Origin of the sequence: Humitalea sp. 24SJ18S-53 (assembly GCF_050632385.1) — a bacterium.
Lineage (GTDB): Bacteria > Pseudomonadota > Alphaproteobacteria > Acetobacterales > Acetobacteraceae > Humitalea.
In genome coordinates this window covers 2,774,013-2,793,260 of the sequence record NZ_CP192599.1, presented here as the reverse complement: position 1 = coordinate 2,793,260, position 19,248 = coordinate 2,774,013, and the positions used below count along the sequence as shown (strand labels likewise).

The following is a 19,248-nucleotide window of genomic DNA, read 5'->3' as shown; positions in this document are numbered from 1 at the left end:
CGCGCATGCCGTTGATCGCCGTCACCTCGCCCAAGGGCGGCGTGGGCAAGACCACGCTGGTCGCGCAGATCGCCGCCATCCTGGCGCGGCGGGGGCACGCCGTGCTGGCGATCGACCTCGATCCGCAGAACGCGTTGCGGCTGCACCTCGGCCGGCCGATGCGCGACGAACAGGGGTTTGTCGCCGATCTCGGCCGGCGGCAGGGTTGGCAGACCTCGGTGCGGGATACCGCCAGCGGCGTGCGTGTGTTGCCGCATGGCACGGTGGACCAGCGCCAGGCGCTGGAACTCGGGCTCGCGCTGATGAACCAGCCGGAGCTTCTGGCTGGCCCGGTGCGCGACATGCTGGCCGATCCGGCGCAGGTCGTGATCCTGGACACCCCGCCCGGCGCCAGCGCCGCCCTGTCGGCGGTCCTGCCGCTGGTCGACCTGCTGGTGGTGGTGCTGTTGTCGGATGCCGGCAGCGGTTCGCTGATGCCGGATGTCGCGGCCGGGCGGCATTTCGGCCCCGGCACCATGGCGGCGCGGGCCGCGGCGCGCACGGCGGTGGTGCTGAACCAGGTCGATCTGGACAGCCCCCTGAGCGCCACGGTGATGGACCTGGCGGTGCAGGCCCTCGGCGACCGCCTTCTGGGCGCGATCTGCCGCGATGACCGCGTGGCCGAGGCGCTGGCCGAGAAGCGCCTGGTCGCCGACCAGGCTGCCGGCACGGGCGGCGCTGTCGATGACATCAACCTGGTGACCGATGCGATCGTCCGGCGTGCGGGGCTTGTCCCGTCCGGCCGCCGGCGCGGTGTCTATCCTGCCTTGTTCGACTGGGGACTGCGCTGATGTCGATGGTTTTGCCGGAACGCGCCAGCCTGTCCGCGCGCTTCGTCCGCGGCGTCGCGATCCTGCTTGGGCTGGCGATGGCGCTGGCCGTGGTCACCATGCCGATGTCGGCCAGCGAACAATCGGTGCTGACCATCGCGGGCATCATCGCCTTCATGATCATCAACCGCAGCCCGTCCAAGGCCGCGAGCCTGACGCTGATCGCGCTGTCGCTGATCGTCACCAGCCGCTACCTGTTCTGGCGCGTGACCGAGACGCTGGAGTTCGAGACCGTCTGGCAGACGCTGATGGGCGTCGGGCTGGTGCTGGCGGAAATCTATTCGGGCATCCTGCTGCTGCTGTCCTACCTGCAATCGGCCTATCCGTTGAACCGCAAGCCGGTGCCGATGCCGCGCGACACGGCGATCTGGCCTGTCGTGGACGTGTTCATCCCATCCTACAACGAAAGCCTGGACCTGGTTCGCCCGACCGTGCTGGCCGCGATGAACATGGACTGGCCGCGCGACAAGATGAACGTCTGGATCCTGGACGACGGCCGCCGTCCCGAATTCCGCGCTTTTGCGGAGGAAGCGGGCTGCGGCTACATCATCCGGCCGGACAACAAGGGTGCGAAGGCCGGCAACATCAACCACGCGCTGAAGCATACGACCGGCGAGTTCGTGGCGATCTTCGACTGCGACCACGCGCCGACGCGGTCGTTCCTGCAGATGACGGTGGGCTGGTTGCTGCGCGATAAGCGCATCGCGCTGGTGCAGACCCCGCACCATTTCTACAGCCCCGACCCGTTCGAACGGAACCTGGCGCGCAAGCGGCCGGTGCCGAACGAGGGGCTGTTGTTCTACGGGCTGATCCAGCAGGGCAACGACCTGTGGAACGCAGCCTTCTTCTGCGGATCCTGCGCCATCCTGCGGCGCACGGCGCTGGAGGAAGTGGGCGGCGTGCCACACCAGACGGTGACCGAGGACTGCCACTGCTCCTTCCTGATGCAGCAGAAGGGCTGGCACACCGCCTATCTGCGCGTGCCGCTGGCGGCGGGCCTGGCGACCGAACGGCTGGCGCTGCACATCGGCCAGCGGATGCGCTGGGCGCGCGGCATGTTGCAGATCATGCGGCAGGAGAACACGCTGTTTGCCGCCGGGCTGAACTGGTTGCAGCGGCTGTGCTATTTCACCGCCGGGTTCTCGTTCCTGTTCTCGCTGCCGCGCATCGTCTTCCTGACGGCGCCACTGGTGTACCTGTTCCTGGGCGAAAGCGTCATCGCCGCCAGTCCCCTGGCGATCATCGCCTATGGTGGCTCGCACTTGTTCCACGCCATCGCCACGACGGCGCGGCAGAACGGGCGCTTCCGCCATTCCTTCTGGTCGGAAATCTATGAGGCGTCGCTGGCGGCGTCGTTGTTGCCGGTCACGCTGATGACCCTGTGGGATCCCCGCAAGGGCAAGTTCAACGTGACGGACAAGGGCGGCACCTTGCATGCCGACTACCTGGACCTGCGGGCGGTGTGGCCGGCGCTGATCGTGCTGGCGGCGCTGGTCGTCGGCTTCAGTATCGGGATTTGGGGCTGCTTCACCAGCGAACGGGGATCGCTGGAATTCCAGGCCTATCTGCTGAACACGATCTGGGCGGGCATGTGCCTGATCCCCGTCTCGGCGGCGGTCGCGGTCGGGCGGGAGCGGACCCAGGGGCGCAACCGCGCGCGGGCCCCGGCCGATGTGGCCTTCGACCTGCACATGGCGGACGGCACGCGCATCGCGGGGCGGACCGAGGATATTTCCCTGTCCGGCGCCAGGCTGCGCCTGGAACGGCCCATCGGCATCGCCGATGGCGCCATGGTACGGGTTGATTTCCAAACCTGCGGCGATGTGATCGAGCTGCGCGCCCGGGTCCTGCATTGGGAGGGCAACCAGGCCTTCCTGAATTTCGAGATCGAGACACTGGCCGAGGAAGGCGCTGTGACGCGCCTGTTCTTCGGCCGCCCGGATGCCTGGCTGCACTGGGACCATTGGCCAAAGGATCGCCCATTGCTTGCGTTGAAGGATGTGGTGGCGTCGACGGCCTCGGCGGTTTTCGTGAAGTACCGGTTCGGCATGCTGAAGGCGGCGCCGCGCAAGCCGCAGCCGGCGGTCGGGACAGGGCCGGCGCGCGTGTCGGATGTGGTGCAGCCCAAGCGGGCGGGGGCGAAGGCCGCTGCGCGTGTCGCGGCGGCGCTGGCGCTGGCCTGCTTCGTGGTGCCGGCGGTATCGGCCCAAACCGCGCCGCCGCCCGCCGTGCGCCCGGACCCCGGCCCGCTGCCCGAAGGGGCGCGCGATGTGCGCCTGCTGCTGCGCGACCTGGGGCTGCGCGCGCCGATGCAGTTGCGCGGCATTTCCGACCTGCAGGGCGTGCTGTTCGGGCTGCGCGCGGATGAGGTCGTCACGGGCGGTCGCCTGTCGCTGGCGGGTGGGGCATCGCCGTCGCTGATCCCGTCGCTCAGCCAGATCGCGATCACCCTGAACGAACAGGCGGTCGGCACGGTGATGCTGGACCCGACGCGCCAGACCTTCGGGCCGCTGGAGTTCGAACTGGACCCGCTGTTCTTCAGCGAGATCAACCGACTGAACTTCCGCTTCTCCGGCCGCTACGCGCAGGAATGCAACGATCCGCTGTCGGGGCTGCTCTGGGCGACGGTCTCCGACCTGTCCACCGTCAGCCTGCGGATCGAGCGGCTGCCGCCGGTCCGGGACCTGGCACGCCTGCCGGAACCGCTGTTCGACCGGCGCGTGCTGCAAGGCATGCTGACCTTGCCGGTGGTGATGCCGGAGGCGATGGGCGCCGCCGGCCTGCGGGCGGCGGCGATCGCGACGTCGTGGTTCTCGGTGCAGGCGGATTATCGCGGCGCGAATTTCCCCGTGGAACGCGCGGTGCCGGCGCAGGGCAATGCGCTGGTCATCGCCGTCGGCGCCGATGCCGTGCCGGGGCTGTTGCTGCCGCGGATGGAGGGGCCGACCCTGTCGCTCGTCCCCAGCCCGACCGACCCCTTCGGCACCCTGCTGGTGATCGGCGGGCGGACCGAGGCCGAGGCTGTGGCCGCGGCGACCGCGCTGGCCGTGGCGCGTGGCGCGCTGTCGGGCGAAACCGCGCGGGTGGTCCCGCCGGTGCTGCCGGCGGCGGTGCCCTATGCCGCGCCGCGCTGGCTGCCGCCGAATGCGCCGACCCCGATCGGGCGCCTGGTGGACCGGTCTGAATTGCAGGCGGCGGGCTATTCCTCCGGCACCATCCGGGTGCCGTTCCGCACCGCGCCCGACCTTTATACTTGGCGCAACCGTGGCCTGCCGGTCGACCTGCGCTGGCGGGCGCCGCCGGGGCCGATCCTGGATGTCGGGACGTCGCGGCTGGATGTGTCGGTGTCGGACACCTACCTGCGGTCCTTCCCGCTGGGCCAGATGCCGCTGTGGTGGCCGCTGCAATGGGCGGCGGACCGCACCATCGGCAATGGCGGCGTGGCTGCCGGGCGGGTGACCATGCCGACCTACCTCCTGCTCGGGCGGGAGGAGCTGCAGATGCGCTTCGACATGCGGCCGATGAACCGCGGCGATTGCACGGCGGTGCCGGGCGATGTGCGCGCGGCGATCGACCCGGAAAGCATCGTCGACATCAGCGGGGCGCATCGCTACGCGCGGCTGCCCAGCCTGGGCTTCTTCGCCAGCGGCGGGTTTCCCTTCACCCGCCTGGCCGACCTGTCGGGCACCGCCGCGGTGCTGCCGGAACGGCCGAATGCGGTCGAGACGGGGGCTTTCCTCGACCTCATCGGCCAGATCGCCGCGATGGTCGGCCATCCGGCGACGGGGTTGCAGGTCGTGACGCCGGCCGCCGCCAGCACCATGGCCGGGCGCGACCTGATCGTGATGGGCGCCTTCGGGCGGCTGGCGAGTTTCGGCAACCTGCTGCGCGAGGGCACGGTGCGGGTGGAGGCGGAGCGCCTGACCCTGGCGTTGCCCGATATGCTGCAGGATTTCCGCGCGCTGTTCCTGGATGTGCCGTCATCGGAGGAACGCACCCGCGCCAGCGTGGCGCTGAATGACGCCGGTGAGGGCATGGGCGTGCTGATCGGGGTGGAAAGCCCGCTGCAATCCGGCAAGTCGGTGGTCGTGGTCAGCGGCGCCACGCCGGTCGCCATGGCCGCGATGGTCGAGGCGCTGCGCGACCCGGCGCTGCAACCGCGCATCCAGGGCGACATCAGCATTTTGTCGGGCGGGCAGATGCATGCCTACCGCACCACCGCCTCCTACGGCGTCGGCGAATTGCCGTGGTGGCTGATGGCGCAGGTGTGGTTGGGCAACCAGCCGTATCGCACCTTGATCGTGATGTTGGCGGCGGCCTTTCTGATCGGCGTTCCGCTGTACTGGATCTTGCGCCGGCGTGTCGCCAATCGCCTGCGCGCGCGGACACCGCACTGATGGGCAGTTCAGGGGGACGTATGGTGCGACACGGTTTGCCTCTGGCGCTTCTGATTGGGCTGCCGCTGGCTGCCCAGCCGGCGACGGCGCAGGAACAGCCCCGCCCGGCGGCGGGGGCCGAACCGGCGGCGCCCTCGGCCGGGGCGGTCAACATCCTCGTCCGCCAGGCGGAGCGCTGGCTGGCGCAGGACCGCGCCGACCTTGCGGCGACATCGATCGAACGGGCCCTGGCGGCCGATCCGACCAATCCCGCCGCCCTGTCCGTCGCGGCGCGGATCGAGGCCGCACGCGGCAATCGCGACGCTGCCGCCGCCACCCTGAACCGCTTGCGCGCGGCGGGGGCTTCCGACGAACAGCGCGCCGTGGCCGAACAGGCGGTGCGCGGGGCGACGATCGACCGCACCCAGATCGAAGAAGCCCGGCGCCTGGCGCGCGAAGGCCGTTCGGCCGAGGCCGTGGCCCGCTATCGCGCGGCCTTTGGCGGCGGGGCGCCGCCCGATGCCTTCGCGCTGGAATACTACCAGACCCTGGCCGGCACCGACGCCGGGGTGGAGGAAGGTCGCGGCGGGCTGGCGCGGCTGGCGGCCCGTCCGGGTGCGACCGATCGCGCGCGGCTGGCCAATGCCCAGGCGCTGACCTTCGGCCCCACGACCCGGGCCGAGGGCATTCGCCAATTGGCGGAACTATCCGCCCGCCCGGATGTCGCGGCCGATGCGCGCCGCGCCTGGCGGCAGGCGCTGGCGTGGTATGGCAGCGACCCCGTGGCCCTGCCGCTGCTGGAAGCCTATATGCAGCGCTTCCCCGACGACCCCGAGATCCGCCGCCGGCTGGAGGTCGCCCGGGCCGCCCCGCCGCCGGCCCCACCCGACCCCGGCGCCGATCTGCGTCGGGAGGGTTTTGCCCGGCTGGACGCCGGCAACCTGCGCGAAGGCACCCAGCGGTTCGAGTCGGCCCTGGCAGCCAACGCAAATGACGCCGATGCGTTGGGCGGGCTTGGCATCATCCGCCTGCGCGAAGGCCGCAATGCCGAGGCGCGGCAGTTGCTGGAACGCGCCATCGCCGCCAACCCGGCCCAGGGCGCGCAATGGCAGCGCGCGCTGGATGGTGCCTCCTACGGGCAGGAACTGGTCGATGGGCGCGCGGCGCTGCGGCGCGGTGACCTTGATGCCGCCGACACGATCCTGCGCCGCGCGGCGCAGCGGCAGGTCGAGGACCGGACCGATGTCGAAACGCTTCTGGGCGAATTGGCGCTGCGCCGGGGCGATGCGCCGGGGGCCGAACAGCGTTTTCGTGCCGCCCTGGCCCGCCGCCCGGGGTTTTCGCCCGCCGCCACCGGGCTGAACCAGGCGCTGCGGCAGCAGGGGCGGTTGGCCGAGCTGGTGCCGGTGCCGCGCACTGCCAGCGACGAGTCGCCGGCCACCCGCCAGGTCAACCAATTGCGCGCCGAGGCCGCTCGCGCCGCCGATCCCGGCGTCGCCGCGGCCCTGCTGCGCAGCGCGATGGATCTTGCGCCCAGCAACCCCTGGGTCCGGCTGGACCTGGCCCGCGTGCTGCGGCGCGAAGGCCGCGGGGCGGAGGGCAGGGCACTGGTCGATGAACTCGCCACGCGCGACACGTCGGGCGGCGATGCGATCTATGCGGCGGCCCTGCTGGCCGATGAGGATGGTCGGCCGAATGAGGTCGATGCCTGGCTGTCGCGCGTGCCGCCGGCACGGCGCACGCCGGATATGGCGCGGCTGGCCGGGCGGGCGCGGATGCAGCGCGATGTCGCCAGCGCCGTCGCGCGGTTTCCCTCCTCGGCGGCCGAATCCCGGCGCGCGCTGCTGGGCATCGCGGCCCGGCCCGACCCGACCGGGGCGACCGCCGCGGCCGTGGTGCGGGCCTTTGGCGAGGTCGGCGACACCGTGGGCGCGACCGAGGCGGTGCGCGTGGCCCAGGCGGCCAATCGCGGTGCGGGCGCCGGTGCGCGCCTGGCCGTCGCGGGCGCCTTGCTCGGCACCGGGCAGGAAGCCGAGGCCATCGCGGTCATGGGCAGCATGGACGGGCTGGCGCTGACCGCCGAGCAGCGGCGCGACGTGGAGGCGCTGCGCAACGGCATCGCCATCCGCGCCGCCGATACGCTGAACGAGGAAGGCAACCAGGCCCAGGCCTTCGAACGCCTGCGGCCGGTGCTGGCCGCCGATCCGCAGAGTGTGGATGCGCAACTCGCGCTGGGGCGGCTGTACCAGGGCGCGCGGCAACCGACCGAGGCGCTGCGCGTCGCCGAAGGGCTGCTGGCCCGCGACCCCCGCAGCATCGAGGCCCGCCGCGCCGCCGTCGAAGCCCTGATCGCCATGGGCGACCGCCGCCGCGCCGAGGCGCAGGTCGCCGAGGCCATGAGCCTGACCCCGCGCGACAGCCGCGTGCTGCTGCTGGAGGCGCGCGTCGCGCGGGCCTTTGGCGACGACGCGCGGGCGCAGCGGGTGCTGCTGGCCGCGGCCAGCCAGCGCGATGCCGAACTGGGGCGCAGCGCCCTGGTCAACCCGGTTGGCGTGGCGCCCGGCGCGGGCACGATGCTGGCCGGTACCGGCGTGACCCTGGACAACCCGTTCGCCCGCAGCGCGGCGCGGCCCATGCTGCCCAGCGTCGGCTTGCCGCAGGACCGGGTGGCGCGCGAGATCGCCGAGCAATTGGCGCAGGTGCGCGATGAGACGGCGACCCGCGCATCGCTCGGCATCGCGGGGCGATCGCGGTCGGGCACGGCCGGGCTGGACCGCTTGCAGGAAGTGGCGGTGCCGCTGAGCGCCAGCATTTCCGCCGGCGCGATCGGCGGGCGGTTCACGGCGAATGTGCTGCCGGTGACGATCAATGCCGGCAGCCTGAACACATCCAGCCTGCAGACCGCGGCGGGCTTCGGGACCAATCCGCTCGGCTATACCCAGCCGGTGGCGCCGAAGGATACGACGGCCTCGGGGGCCGGGCTGGGCGTCGCCTATCGGCGGGGGGATGCCTTCAGTTTCGACCTGGGCGTGTCGCCGCTGGGGTATCAGACGACGAACTTCGTCGGCGGGATCGAACTGGCGCCCCGGATCACCGACAATCTGCGCCTGCGCCTGACCGCGGAGCGGCGGTCGGTGACGGATAGCCTGTTGTCCTGGTCCGGCATGACCGATCCGCGCAGCGGCACCGCCTGGGGCGGCGTGGCGCGAACGGGCGGGCGGGCGCAGGTCGAACTGCCGCTGGGGCCTGGCTATATCTACGCGGGCGGCGGCTATGCCACCTTCGACGGCCAGAACGTCGCGTCGAACAACCGGATCGAGGCGGGGGCGGGCTTCTCCTATCCCTTCTTCCGCAGCGGCAACAGCGAACTGAGTTCTGGCGTCGATTTGGTGTATTTCGCCTATGACCAGAACCTGCGGTTCTTCACGGTCGGGCAGGGCGGTTACTACAGCCCGCAATCCTATGCGGCGATCAATGTCCCGGTCGATTATCGTGGGCGGATCGGCGATGTCGGCTACCGGCTGGGCGCGACCGCGGGCTATGTGACCTGGCGCGAGGATGCGAGCCAGGTCTTCCCGAACAATCCGGTCTTGCAGCAGCAGTTGGTGCAGGCGGCGGCGACCAACAGCCAGCTTGTCACCTCCTACCCCGGGCAATCGGTGACGGGGTTCATCGGCGGTGTCCGGGCCGACCTGGACTACGCATTGACGGACAGCACCAGCCTGGCTGGGCAGTTCAGCTACAACAAGGCGGCGGACTGGGATGAGACGCGGGTGCTGTTCCGGTTGCAGAACCGGTTCTGACGCGTTTGAACACGAAGCCGAGGGGCTAGCCCCTCGGTCCTTCGTCCATCGCCTGTTGGGCCGCGTGGCGCGCCTGGCCGACGACCAGGGCGAACGAGCCGCTGCGGGCATAGCGCGGCTTTTCCTTGATCCGATTCAATAGGGCCTGGATCTGCGGCGCTGCCTTTGCCGCGAGCGATATTCACGCTTTCTGATCGTTAAAAATAGATCATTCAGTGCCGCGCACATTTCGCGACGCATGCAGATCACTGCCCTGCGAAATGCGCCATTGGCCCGGCTGCCGCCGCTTGCAGGCATGCCTGCACGACATGGCGATAACCTGGACATACTATTTAAAATCGGTCTTTATGAGAATCACTATGATTTATTACGCATGGGACCGCCCATGCCACGCCGGAGGACAAACATCATGATGCAAACCATTCGGGCCCGCCTGCACCGCCGTGGCTTTGCGCGCGGCTGCGCCGCCGCCGTGATCATGCTCGGGCTTGGTGGTGCCGCCCGCGCGCAGGACCAGGTCACCTTCGGCACCGCCGGCTCGCTGGGCGACGCCTCGGCCGCCGTGGCGCTCGGCATCGAGCGGGGTTGGTTCACCGAGGCGGGCATCAACGCCCGCATCGTGGATTTCCGGGGCGGGGCGCCCGCCGTGCAGGCGCTGGTCGGAAATGGCATCACCTACTGCATCTGCGCGCCGGAACACGCGGTCCGCCTGCGCAATCGCAACATCGATGGCGTCATCGCCTTCGCGTTGGATCGCCGTCACACCTATTCACTTCTGGTGCCGGTGAATTCGCCGGTGCGCAGCCTGGAGGATTTGCGTGGCAAGCGGGTCGGCATCACCTCGCCCGGCAGCCTGACGGAAAACCTCGTGCGGTTGCTGCTGTCGCGGGATGCCAACCTCCAGGTCGGGCGCGATGTCGAACTCGTTGGCGCCGGCGTGGGGGCGGCCCAGAAGGCGGCGCTCGATACCGGGCGCATCGCGGCCGGCACCTTCGGCAACCTGGATGCGCTGCGGCTGGAGGGGCAGGGCTACCGCACCCTCTACGACTGGCGCACCCAAAACGTGCCGTCGCTCGCGCTCATCGCCCGCCAGCGTTGGCTGGAGGAGAATGAGCCGGTCGCGCAGCGCGTGTTGCAGGTCGTGCTGCGGGCGCAGGCGGTGCTACTCGATGACCGCGACGCGGCGGCCGTCACCTTGCGCCGCCTCTATCCCGAATTGCCGGAGGCGGTGATCGCCCAGGTCGCGGAAAGCCTGCCCACGCGGCTGAGCCGCGACGGCATCTACACGCCGGCGGAGATCCAGCGCCTGCAGGACGACCTGATCGCGACCGATCCCGCCATTCGTCCTGTGCCCTACGAGACCATCGTGCCGCTGCGCCTGTTCCGCGCCGCCGCCGCGCACTGAGGAAGCCGTCATGCCCCGCAAGCACATCCGCCTTGGCTTTTCGATCTGGGCGACGGGCTTTCACCCGGCCGGCTGGCGCCTGCCCGATGCCCGGGCCGACAGCACCTTCGATCCCGTCTTTCTCAAGCGCACGGCCCAATTGTCGGAAGCAGCAAAACTCGATTTCTACTTCATCGGCGATCGCGTGGTCGGCCTGCCGGAGCAGCAGACCGAACACCCGAACCTGGTGCTGCGGCCTGAGGCTTTCACGCTCGCGGGTTACATCGCCGCGGTGACGGAGAAGATCGGGATCGTCGCCACGGTCAACACGACCTATGCGCATCCGTTCAACGTCGCCCGGGCGTCTGCGACGCTGGATCACCTCAGCGGCGGCCGCCTGGCACTCAATGTCGTCACGGGTCGCGACCCTGAAGCCGCGCAGAATTTCGGCCGCGACGAACACTGGCAGACTGACCGGCGCTTCGACACGGCGACCGAATTCACCGAGGTCGTCCATCAGCTCTGGGACAGTTGGGAAGATGGCGCCCTGGTGGCCGAGAAGGATGGCGGCCGCTTCCTCGACCCCGACCGGGTGCATCGCATCGACTATCGCGGCGAGGAATTCCAGGTACGCGGCCCGCTGAACATCGTACGACCGCCACAGGGTCAGGTGCCGATCCTGACCGCCGGGCAGAGCGAAAGGTCGCGCGAATACGGCGCAAAATACGCCGACATCCGCTTCGGCCACGCGCTGCAACTCAACAAGGCCCGCGCCTATTACGCCGAGGTGAAAGGACGCCTCACCAAGTATGGTCGCAGCGCGGATAGCCAGAGCCTCGTCTGCGGCATCGCCTATTATGTGGGGGAGACGAAGGCCGAGGGGCACGCGATCTATCGACGCGTGCAGGAACTGACCGTGGCCCCGCCCAACCTCGCGCCGCTGTCCACGGCCCTCGGCGCCGACCTGTCGGGTGAGCGCCCCGATGCCTGGATCGGCGAGGTTGCCGCGCTGGCCAAGCTCGACCCCGATGCCGCGCGTATCGTGGAACAGGCCAAGCTCAGCTACGGCGATGACCGTATCACCTTGCTCGACCTGTTCCGCACCTTCCGCCGCACCAATGGCGGGGCGGAGGTCGTGGGCGGGCCGAAGGAGGTCGCGGATTACTTCGAGACCTGGTTCGAGGAACGCGCCGCCGACGGCTTCATCCTGTTCCCGCCCTACCTGCCGGGGTCGTTGGAGAACTTCACGAGATTCGTGGTGCCGGAACTGCAACGGCGCGGCCTGTTCCGCACCGAATACGAGGGCAGCACCTTCCGATCCCACTTCAACCTGCCGTGGCCCACGAACCGCCACACCGTCGCGCGCGCGGCGGCAGCCGTGCTCGAGACGGCATAGGGACCGCACCATGCCGCACGACACCCGCACCCAGGTCTTCATCGAGGCCGCCGACCTCGCCGCCTTGCTTGCCAGCGACACGCCGCCCGTCCTGCTGGACGTGCGGGTGCCGGGTGAGGAAGGCGATGGCCGTGCCGATTACCGCGCGGGCCATATCGCCGGCGCCGTCTTCGTCGACCTGGCGACGGAACTGGCCGATGAGCCCGCCGGGCCGGTGGGGCGCCGCCCGCTGCCGGCGGCAAAGACCCTGCAACGCGATGCGCGGCGCTGGGGCATCAGCAAGAACCAGCCGGTCGTCGTCTATGACGACAGCCGCGGTCAACGTGCCGGGCGCGCCTGGTGGGTGCTGCGTTGGGGCGGGGTTGCCGATGTGCGCGTCCTGAGTGGCGGGCTGACGGCCTGGATCGCCGCCGGTGGCGCGACCACGACCGCGATCCCGCTGCCCGATCCCGGCGATGTCGTCATCACGCCGGGGCATCTGCCTGTCGTGACGGCGGAGGCCGCGCAGGCCCATGCCCGCGACGGCACGCTGCTGGATGCGCGCGGCGCCAAGCATTATGCGGCCGGACATATCCCCGGAGCGATCAGCGCGCCGACCAGCGCGAACCTCGGCGCGGATGGCCGCTTCGCGGACCCCGAAACCCTGCGCGCGCGGTTCGCCGAACTTGGCGTGGATGGCACGCGGTCGATTGCCGTGTCCTGCGGCGGTGGGGTTTCGGCGGCGCATCAGATCGCGGCGCTGGCGTCGATCGGTATCACGGCGGCGCTGTTCCCCGCGTCCTGGTCCGGTTGGAGCGCCGACCCGTCGCGACCCATCGCCACGGGGGCGCAACGGGGATGAGTGCAGCGAGTGAAACGGCGGCGCTGCCCCGTCGTGCCGTCGCGCGACCGGACCGCCGTTGGCGGCTGGTGCGCGACCGCGTGCTGCTCTTCGCCGTCATCCTCGCCGCCTGGGAATCCGCCGGGGTGTTTGGCGTCGATCCGATCTGGATCAGCCGGCCAAGCCTGATCGCCGAACGCCTGTGGTCCCTGGCACTAACCGGCGAATTGTTCCGCCACGCCGGTCGCACGGTAACCGAGGCAGGGTTGGGCCTGACGCTCGCCTTCGTCGTCGGCGTGCCGATTGGGGTCGCGATGGCGCGCTACAAATACGCCAACGCAGTCGCGGAACCGCTGGTGCTCGGGCTCTACAGCCTGCCGCGCGTGGCGCTGGCGCCGCTGTTCATCATCTGGTTCGGCATCGACCTGTTTTCCAAGGTGATGATGGCGTTCTCGACCGTGCTCTTCGTCTTCATGCTGAATGTGCATGAGGGGTTAAAGACGGTCGATCGCGACCTGGTGGACCTGTTCCGCACCATGCGCGCCTCGCCGGGCTTCATCACGCGGCGGGTGCTGCTGGCCTGGGTGGTGCCCTGGATGATCGCGGGGCTGCGCCTTGGCGTCGGGCTGTCGCTCATTGGCGCCGTCGTGGCGGAACTGATCGGATCGAGCGCCGGGCTCGGTTGGTACATCGAACGCGCCGGCGGCCATCTGGACACCACCGGCGTCTTCGCCGGTTTGGTCGCGCTGATGGTCATCGCGATGCTGGGCAATGCCGTCGTCGCCCTGCTGGAGCGGCGCTTTTCCGCCTGGAGGTCCGCATGAACGACGGGCTGCCCGCGGCCAGCGCCGCGCAGGAGCATCGCGTGACCACGCAGCCCGCGAAGATCGCGGTGGAGGGCCTGGATATCGCCTTTACCGGGCTGGACGGGTCGGAGATCCTCGTGCTCGACCGGCTGGACCTGCGGGTGGAGCCGGGTGAATTCGTCGCCATCGTCGGCCCCTCCGGTTGCGGCAAATCGACGCTGCTGCGCGTCATTTCCGGCCTGCTGCCGCCAAGCGGCGGCCGCGTGCTGGTGGATGGCGTGAAGGTGACCGCGCCACCGCCAGGCGTCGGCTTCATGTTCCAGCGCGACACGCTGATGCCCTGGGCCACGGTCTTCGACAACATCGCCGTGGGGGCCGAACTCGCAGGGCGTAGCAAGGCGGACATCGCGCGGCGCGTGCCGGACCTCATCGGCTTCCTGCGCCTGACAGGGTTCGAGAAGCACCGCCCGCACCAGCTTTCGGGCGGCATGCGCCAGCGCGTGGCGCTGGGCCGGCTGCTCGCCTACGAGCCCGACCTGTATCTGATGGACGAACCCTTCGGCGCGCTGGACAGCCAGACCAAGGCGGTGATGGGGCGCGAATTGCTGCGTGTCTGGTCCACGCACCGGCGTTCGGTGGTCTTCGTCACGCATGACATCGAGGAAGCGGTGACCCTGGCGGACAGGGTCATCGTGCTGTCCACCCGCCCGGGCCGCATCCGCCTGGACCTGCCCATCACCCTGCCGCGCCCGCGCGAAGGCCGGGCGCTACGCGGTGATCCCGTCTTCAGCCAATTGTGCGGCGCCGTCTGGGACGCGCTCGACCTTCCCCCCATCGCCTGAGGAGTCTGCCGTGAGCGACTACAGCCTCAACCTGCATCGCATCTCGCCGCATGTCGGCGCCGAGGTGCGCGACATCGACATCACTCGGCCTCTGTCCAACAGCCAGGTCAGCGAGTTGCATCGCGCGCTCGGCGAATTCGGCGTGCTGTTCTTTCGCGACCAGCGCTTCGACCACGACGCCCAGAAACGCTTCGGGCGCTATTTTGGCGAGTTGGACATCCATCCCAATACGCCGGGACCGGAAGGCCATCCGGAGATCCTGCCGATCCATGCCGATGCGCAGTCGAAGATCATCGCCGGCGAAAAATGGCACAGCGACGTGTCGTGCCATCAGGAACCGCCCCTGGGCTCGATCCTGCATTTGCATACGGTGCCGCCACTGGGTGGCGATACGCTGTTTGCCTCGCTGGCCGCTGCCTATGATGCGTTGTCGCCGCGGCTGAAGGCGTATCTGGAAGGGCTGACCGCCTTCCATTCCGGCGAACGCAATTATCGCAACCGCAACCGGCTGAACGGGGTGGATGATCGTGGCCGCGTCTTCCCCAGCGCCACGCATCCGGTGGTCGTCCGCCACCCGATCTCCGGCCGGCGTGGCCTCTATGTGAATCGCCTTTTCACCTACCGCATCAACGAGGTGTCGGAGGAAGAGAGCGAGGCGGTCCTGAACTTCCTGTTCCAGCACACGGAGAAGGCGGACTTCCAGATCCGCTTCCAATGGCGCAAGGACAGCGTCGCCTTCTGGGACAATCGCGCCGTGCAGCACCTGGCGATCTGGGATTACTTCCCCCACACCCGGACCGGATCGCGCGTCACCATCAAGGGCGAACGGCTCGCGGCATGAACACGACCCGGCGGGTGGGCGCCATCGTGGCGCCCACCCGCTGTGTCACGATGCCAACTGCCGGGCTGGCTGGCTGAACAGGCTCCCGGGCCGCGGCAGGCCGAAATGTTCCCGCAGCGTGCTGCCTGTGTATGCGTGGCGGAACAGGCCACGCTGGCGCAGGATCGGCACCACCTCATCGGCGAAAAGGTCGAAGCCACCGGGCAGCCAGGGCGGCATGACATTGAACCCGTCCGCGGCACCTTGCGTGAACCAGGTTTCGATGTGGTCGGCGACCTGATCGGGTGTGCCGGCCATCACGAAATGACCGCGTGCGCCGGCCAGGCGATGGATCAGCCCGCGCAGGGTCGGCTTTTCCCGATCGACGATATCCAGCACCACCTGGAACCGGCTGGCGACGGCGCGCGCGCTATCCGGCTGGATCAGGTGTCGTGGGAAGGGCGCGTCCAGGTCATGCCCGGAGAAATCCACCCCCAGCATCTGGCGCAGCTGCTGCAACGAATAGGCCGGCTGGGTCAGCGCGTTGAACTCATCCTGCAAGGCCCGCGCCTCGGCCTCGGTGCTGGCGATGAAGGGGCTGATGCCCGGCAGGATCTTGATATGCTCCGGCCGCCGCCCAAAGCCCTGGGCGCGGGACTTGATGTCGGCGTAGAAGGCCTGGGCCGCGGCGAGGGTCTGATGCGCGGTGAAGATCGCCTCGGCATGGCGCGCGGCGAAGCTCCGGCCATCTTCCGACGAGCCGGCCTGGATATAGACCGGCCGCCCCTGCGGCGAACGCGGGGCATTGAGCGGGCCACGCACGCGGAAATGCGCCCCGGCATGATCGATCCGATGGATTTTTGACGGATCGGCGTATTGCCCGCTGACGGGATCGGCGATGACCGCATCATCCTCCCAGGAATCCCACAGCTTGCTGACAACGTCGACAAACTCCTCGGCCCGAGCATAGCGCGCGGCATGGGCGGGGTGCTCATCCAGCCCAAAATTATGCGCCGCCGCGGCGGTGGAGGTCGTGACGATGTTCCACCCCACGCGGCCCCGGCTGAGATGATCCACCGAGGCGAAGAGCCGCGCGAGATTATAGGGCTCGTGATAGGTGGTGGAGGCGGTGGCGATCAGGCCGATGCGTGATGTCGCTGCCGCGATGCCGGCGAGCAAGGTGATCGGCTCCAGCCGGAATCGCGGTGCGAACTGGATGTTCTCCGGCAGCGCCGGCCCATCGGCGAAGAAGACGGCGTCGAAGGCCGCGGCCTCGGCGCGCTGTGCCAGGGCCTGGAACCATTCCAGGTCCAGCAGCCGGTCGGGTTGCGAGCCTGGGTAGCGCCAGGCCGCTTCGTGATGGCCGTCGGGGTAGATGAACAGGTTGAGGTTCAATTGGCGTGCGGTCATGCGACAAGTCCTTCTTCAACGCCGATGGCGGCGAGCATGTCTGTTTTCAGGCGCAGGATCTCCGCGGCCCGGGCGGCGGTTTCGACAGGCAGGTCGATGCGCCGGTCGGCGACCAGCCTGCCTTCGTCGAGCAGCAGGATTCGGCGGGCGAGCACCAGCGCCTCGTCCACATCATGGGTGATCAGCAGTACGGCCGGGCGGTGGGCCGCGTGCAGGCGGCGCAGCAGCGCATGCATGCGCAGGCGCGTCAGCGCATCGAGCGCGCCGAAGGGCTCGTCGGCCAGCAGCAGTTCGGGCGCCCGCACCAGCGACCGCGCCAGTGCGACGCGTTGCTGCTCACCGCCCGACAATTCGTGCGGCCAGGCGTGTTCGCGCCCCGCAAGACCGACCTCGGCCAGCGCGGCGGCCCCGCGCGCCGCCGCATCGGCGCCGTCCAGCCCGAGCACGACATTGTCGAGCACGCCCCGCCAGGGCAGCAGGCGTGCATCCTGGAACACGACGGACAGGCGATCAGGCACGGTGATGCTGCCATCACCGTCCACCTGCGTGTCCAGCCCGGCGAGTGCGCGCAGCAGCGTGCTCTTGCCCGAACCGCTGCGCCCGAGCAGGGCGACGAACTCACCAGGCGCGATGTCCAGGTCGATCGGGCCGAGCACCTGCCGCCCCGCGAAGCGCCGGACGAGTTGGCGAATGCGTATGGTCATTCCGCCAGACTCCGGCGCCAGCGCAAGACGCGCTTCTGCAGCAGCCGCACGCCGAGATCCGACACCAGGCCGAGAATCGCATAGACCGCGATGCCGACCAGGATGATGCGGGTTTGCCCATGGCTGCGCGCGAGATCGATCATGTAGCCGATGCCGCTGACCGCGTTGATCTGTTCGACCACCACCAGCGATAGCCAGGCGCTGGTCATCGCGAAGCGCAGCCCCAGCAGGAAGCCCGGCAGCGCGCCGGGCAACACGACATCGCGGATGAAGCGCCATTGCGAGAGATCGAGGCTCTGCGCCAGTTCGACATAGCGTTGGTCGATCGCGCGCAGCCCATTGTGGGTATGGACATAGATCGGCGCGACGACGGCGAGGGTGATGATCGTGATCTTCATCACCTCGTCAATGCCGAGCCAGAGCATCAGCAGCGGCACCAAGGCCAGGTTCGGAATCGCCCGCTTGATCTGCACGGGCCCGTCGATCACGGCATCGCCCAGCCGGTTGAGCCCGGCGATCAACGCCAGAACCGTGCCGATCACCACGCCGAGCGAAAGGCCGATGGCCGCGCGCAAGGCCGAGATCGCCAGGTTGTCCTGCAACCGGCCGCTTTCGATGAGCTGCACTGCGGTTTCGACGACGCGCCAGGGCGCGGGCAGCAGCCGCGGATCGGCCCAGCCGGCGACCGAGGAGAGCGACCATACCGCCAGGATCAGCAGGGGACCGATGGCGCCGGCGAAGGGAATGGCGGGGCCAGGCCCCAGCCGGCGTCGCACCGGCACGGGCCTGGCGGCCGGCGCGCGGAACAGCCGTGGTGCCGCGAGGGCGACGGCCTGGGCTTCGGGCGGGCTCATCCGCGCACCGCGACCGCGGCGGCGGCCAGGGGCTCGAAGCGCCGGTCGAAGATGGTCGCGGCATCGAAGCGTGGCTGGCCCATCTCCTCCGCCATCAGGTCGATCGTGTCCTGCTGGCGGGCGATGGCGTCCGTCCAGTCGGCGGGGATGTCGGCCACGCCTTCGCCCGCGTGGATCGCCTGCCCATCGGCGAGCGTCAGCCCCTGGTCGCGGACGTGATAGCGATCGATCCACTGCGCCGGATTGGCCTCGACCCAGCGTCGCGCCCGTGCCCAGGCCTGGACATAGGACGCGGCCGCTGCCGCGCGCGCGGGATCGTCCAACACGGCACGCGGTGCGTAGAGGAAGGCCGGATCGTCGCGCAGCCCGTGGTCGAGCGCACGCGCACCGTCGCGCGAAAAATTCTCGATGTAGCGGAACAGGTTGGTGCCGGAGACGGGCGCCGCATCGACCAGGTTGCTGGCGAGCGCATTGGGATAGACATCGCCGGTGCTCGGCAATTCGACCAGGCTCACGTCGCGCCGGCCCAGCCCCTGGTCGCGCAGCAGGCGCAGCACCAGGACACCCTGCGCCTGGCCCGGACTATAGGCGATGCGCTTGCCGCACAGGTCGGCAAGCGTCGCGATGCCGGACCGCGGCGCGGTGGCGATGCGATACACGGGATGGGCGCGCCAATCCTGCCTGAAGCGGACGGCGATGATGCGGATATCAAGCCCGGTCCAGGTTGCGTGGATCGGTGGGATATCGGCGACCGATCCGAGATCGAGCGCACGGGCCCGAAACGCCTCAAGCGTGCGCGGTCCACCGCTGATATTGGCGAAGCGTGGGGTGAAGGGCAGTTCGCGGACGGCACCGGAAAATTCGAGCGCTTTCTGGATGACAGGGTCGCCGATCGTCAGGCGCGTGCCGCGCGGAATCTCGGTTGGCAGGCTGGCTGCCTGGGCGCGTGGTGTGGCGAAGTGCAGTGCGGGAAGGGCTGCGAGCAGTGCGCGGCGTGTGGGGCGGATCATGGATTGGGTCCTGGTCTTCGTTGTGGTGCGAGGGGTGCTGCGAAGCGCGGTCGACATCGCATCATCAGAAAACACACCAAAAACATGTGGAATAATCCTGGCGCTAACTCGGCGTTGAATGACACGGGTGTGGCCGCATGCTTGCCGTGATGAC

Annotated in this window: 13 protein-coding genes; 9 read left to right on the top strand and 4 right to left on the bottom strand. The window is 69.4% G+C overall.

The window, feature by feature from the left end; genetic code table 11:
• The first annotated feature begins 5 nt into the window (after positions 1-5).
• The 9 genes from ACQW02_RS13370 to ACQW02_RS13330 all read left to right on the top strand — a co-directional run bounded on the left by ACQW02_RS13370 (position 6) and on the right by ACQW02_RS13330 (position 15,137).
• Positions 6-830 carry a cellulose synthase operon protein YhjQ/BcsQ gene (locus ACQW02_RS13370; RefSeq protein ID WP_431285733.1) on the top strand — a complete coding sequence of 275 codons (825 nt, stop codon included), beginning with the start codon at positions 6-8 and terminating at the stop codon, positions 828-830.
• The gene (gene bcsA, locus ACQW02_RS13365; RefSeq protein WP_431285732.1) at positions 830-5,266 is read left to right on the top strand and encodes a UDP-forming cellulose synthase catalytic subunit; all 4,437 of its coding nucleotides are present in this window, start codon (positions 830-832) and stop codon (positions 5,264-5,266) included. Before ACQW02_RS13370 ends, bcsA begins: the two co-directional genes overlap by 1 nt.
• A gap of 35 nt (positions 5,267-5,301) precedes the next feature.
• A complete protein-coding gene (locus ACQW02_RS13360; RefSeq protein ID WP_431285731.1) occupies positions 5,302-9,048 on the top strand; it encodes a cellulose synthase subunit BcsC-related outer membrane protein in 3,747 nt (1,248 codons plus the stop codon).
• 409 nt (positions 9,049-9,457) lie between these two features.
• Positions 9,458-10,453, top strand: a complete 996-nt coding sequence (locus ACQW02_RS13355) for an ABC transporter substrate-binding protein (RefSeq protein WP_431285730.1) — start codon at positions 9,458-9,460, stop codon at positions 10,451-10,453.
• A gap of 10 nt (positions 10,454-10,463) precedes the next feature.
• The gene (locus ACQW02_RS13350; protein WP_431285729.1) at positions 10,464-11,828 is read left to right on the top strand and encodes an NtaA/DmoA family FMN-dependent monooxygenase; all 1,365 of its coding nucleotides are present in this window, start codon (positions 10,464-10,466) and stop codon (positions 11,826-11,828) included.
• Between the two features lie 10 nt (positions 11,829-11,838).
• Entirely contained in the window at positions 11,839-12,669 is an 831-nt protein-coding gene (locus tag ACQW02_RS13345) for a sulfurtransferase (protein WP_431285728.1), read from the top strand.
• Positions 12,666-13,472, top strand: a complete 807-nt coding sequence (locus ACQW02_RS13340; protein WP_431285727.1) for an ABC transporter permease — start codon at positions 12,666-12,668, stop codon at positions 13,470-13,472. Before ACQW02_RS13345 ends, ACQW02_RS13340 begins: the two co-directional genes overlap by 4 nt.
• Positions 13,469-14,296 (top strand): ABC transporter ATP-binding protein, encoded by an 828-nt coding sequence (locus ACQW02_RS13335; protein WP_431285726.1) that lies wholly within the window; start codon positions 13,469-13,471, stop codon positions 14,294-14,296. The genes ACQW02_RS13340 and ACQW02_RS13335 overlap by 4 nt, the downstream gene beginning before the upstream one ends.
• 10 nt (positions 14,297-14,306) lie before the next feature.
• A complete protein-coding gene (locus ACQW02_RS13330; RefSeq protein WP_431285725.1) occupies positions 14,307-15,137 on the top strand; it encodes a TauD/TfdA dioxygenase family protein in 831 nt (276 codons plus the stop codon).
• Between the two features lie 45 nt (positions 15,138-15,182).
• Here the strand turns inward: ACQW02_RS13330 and ACQW02_RS13325 are convergent, their stop codons facing one another.
• Genes ACQW02_RS13325 through ACQW02_RS13310 form a run of 4 tightly spaced genes read right to left on the bottom strand, consistent with a single transcriptional unit; the run spans position 15,183 to position 19,094 of the window.
• Positions 15,183-16,526 (bottom strand): LLM class flavin-dependent oxidoreductase, encoded by a 1,344-nt coding sequence (locus ACQW02_RS13325; RefSeq protein WP_431285724.1) that lies wholly within the window; start codon positions 16,524-16,526, stop codon positions 15,183-15,185.
• Positions 16,523-17,230 carry an ABC transporter ATP-binding protein gene (locus ACQW02_RS13320; protein ID WP_431285723.1) on the bottom strand — a complete coding sequence of 236 codons (708 nt, stop codon included), beginning with the start codon at positions 17,228-17,230 and terminating at the stop codon, positions 16,523-16,525. Before ACQW02_RS13320 ends, ACQW02_RS13325 begins: the two co-directional genes overlap by 4 nt.
• Positions 17,227-18,084, bottom strand: a complete 858-nt coding sequence (locus tag ACQW02_RS13315) for an ABC transporter permease (protein WP_431285722.1) — start codon at positions 18,082-18,084, stop codon at positions 17,227-17,229. The genes ACQW02_RS13320 and ACQW02_RS13315 overlap by 4 nt, the downstream gene beginning before the upstream one ends.
• Positions 18,081-19,094, bottom strand: coding sequence for an ABC transporter substrate-binding protein (locus tag ACQW02_RS13310; protein ID WP_431285721.1), 1,014 nt, complete (start codon positions 19,092-19,094; stop codon positions 18,081-18,083). The genes ACQW02_RS13315 and ACQW02_RS13310 overlap by 4 nt, the downstream gene beginning before the upstream one ends.
• Positions 19,095-19,248 lie beyond the last annotated feature (154 nt).

Bases quoted from the DNA above. Each gene is read 5' to 3' on its own strand.
- ACQW02_RS13335 (WP_431285726.1), top strand. From the start codon at position 13,469: ATGAACGACGGGCTGCCCGCGGCCAGCGCCGCGCAGGAGCATCGCGTG.
- ACQW02_RS13355 (WP_431285730.1), top strand. From the start codon at position 9,458: ATGATGCAAACCATTCGGGCCCGCCTGCACCGCCGTGGCTTTGCGCGC.
- ACQW02_RS13350 (WP_431285729.1), top strand. From the start codon at position 10,464: ATGCCCCGCAAGCACATCCGCCTTGGCTTTTCGATCTGGGCGACGGGC.
- ACQW02_RS13370 (WP_431285733.1), top strand. From the start codon at position 6: ATGCCGTTGATCGCCGTCACCTCGCCCAAGGGCGGCGTGGGCAAGACC.
- ACQW02_RS13325 (WP_431285724.1), bottom strand. From the start codon at position 16,526: ATGACCGCACGCCAATTGAACCTCAACCTGTTCATCTACCCCGACGGC.
- bcsA (WP_431285732.1), top strand. From the start codon at position 830: ATGTCGATGGTTTTGCCGGAACGCGCCAGCCTGTCCGCGCGCTTCGTC.
- ACQW02_RS13320 (WP_431285723.1), bottom strand. From the start codon at position 17,230: ATGACCATACGCATTCGCCAACTCGTCCGGCGCTTCGCGGGGCGGCAG.
- ACQW02_RS13310 (WP_431285721.1), bottom strand. From the start codon at position 19,094: ATGATCCGCCCCACACGCCGCGCACTGCTCGCAGCCCTTCCCGCACTG.
- ACQW02_RS13315 (WP_431285722.1), bottom strand. From the start codon at position 18,084: ATGAGCCCGCCCGAAGCCCAGGCCGTCGCCCTCGCGGCACCACGGCTG.
- ACQW02_RS13345 (WP_431285728.1), top strand. From the start codon at position 11,839: ATGCCGCACGACACCCGCACCCAGGTCTTCATCGAGGCCGCCGACCTC.
- ACQW02_RS13340 (WP_431285727.1), top strand. From the start codon at position 12,666: ATGAGTGCAGCGAGTGAAACGGCGGCGCTGCCCCGTCGTGCCGTCGCG.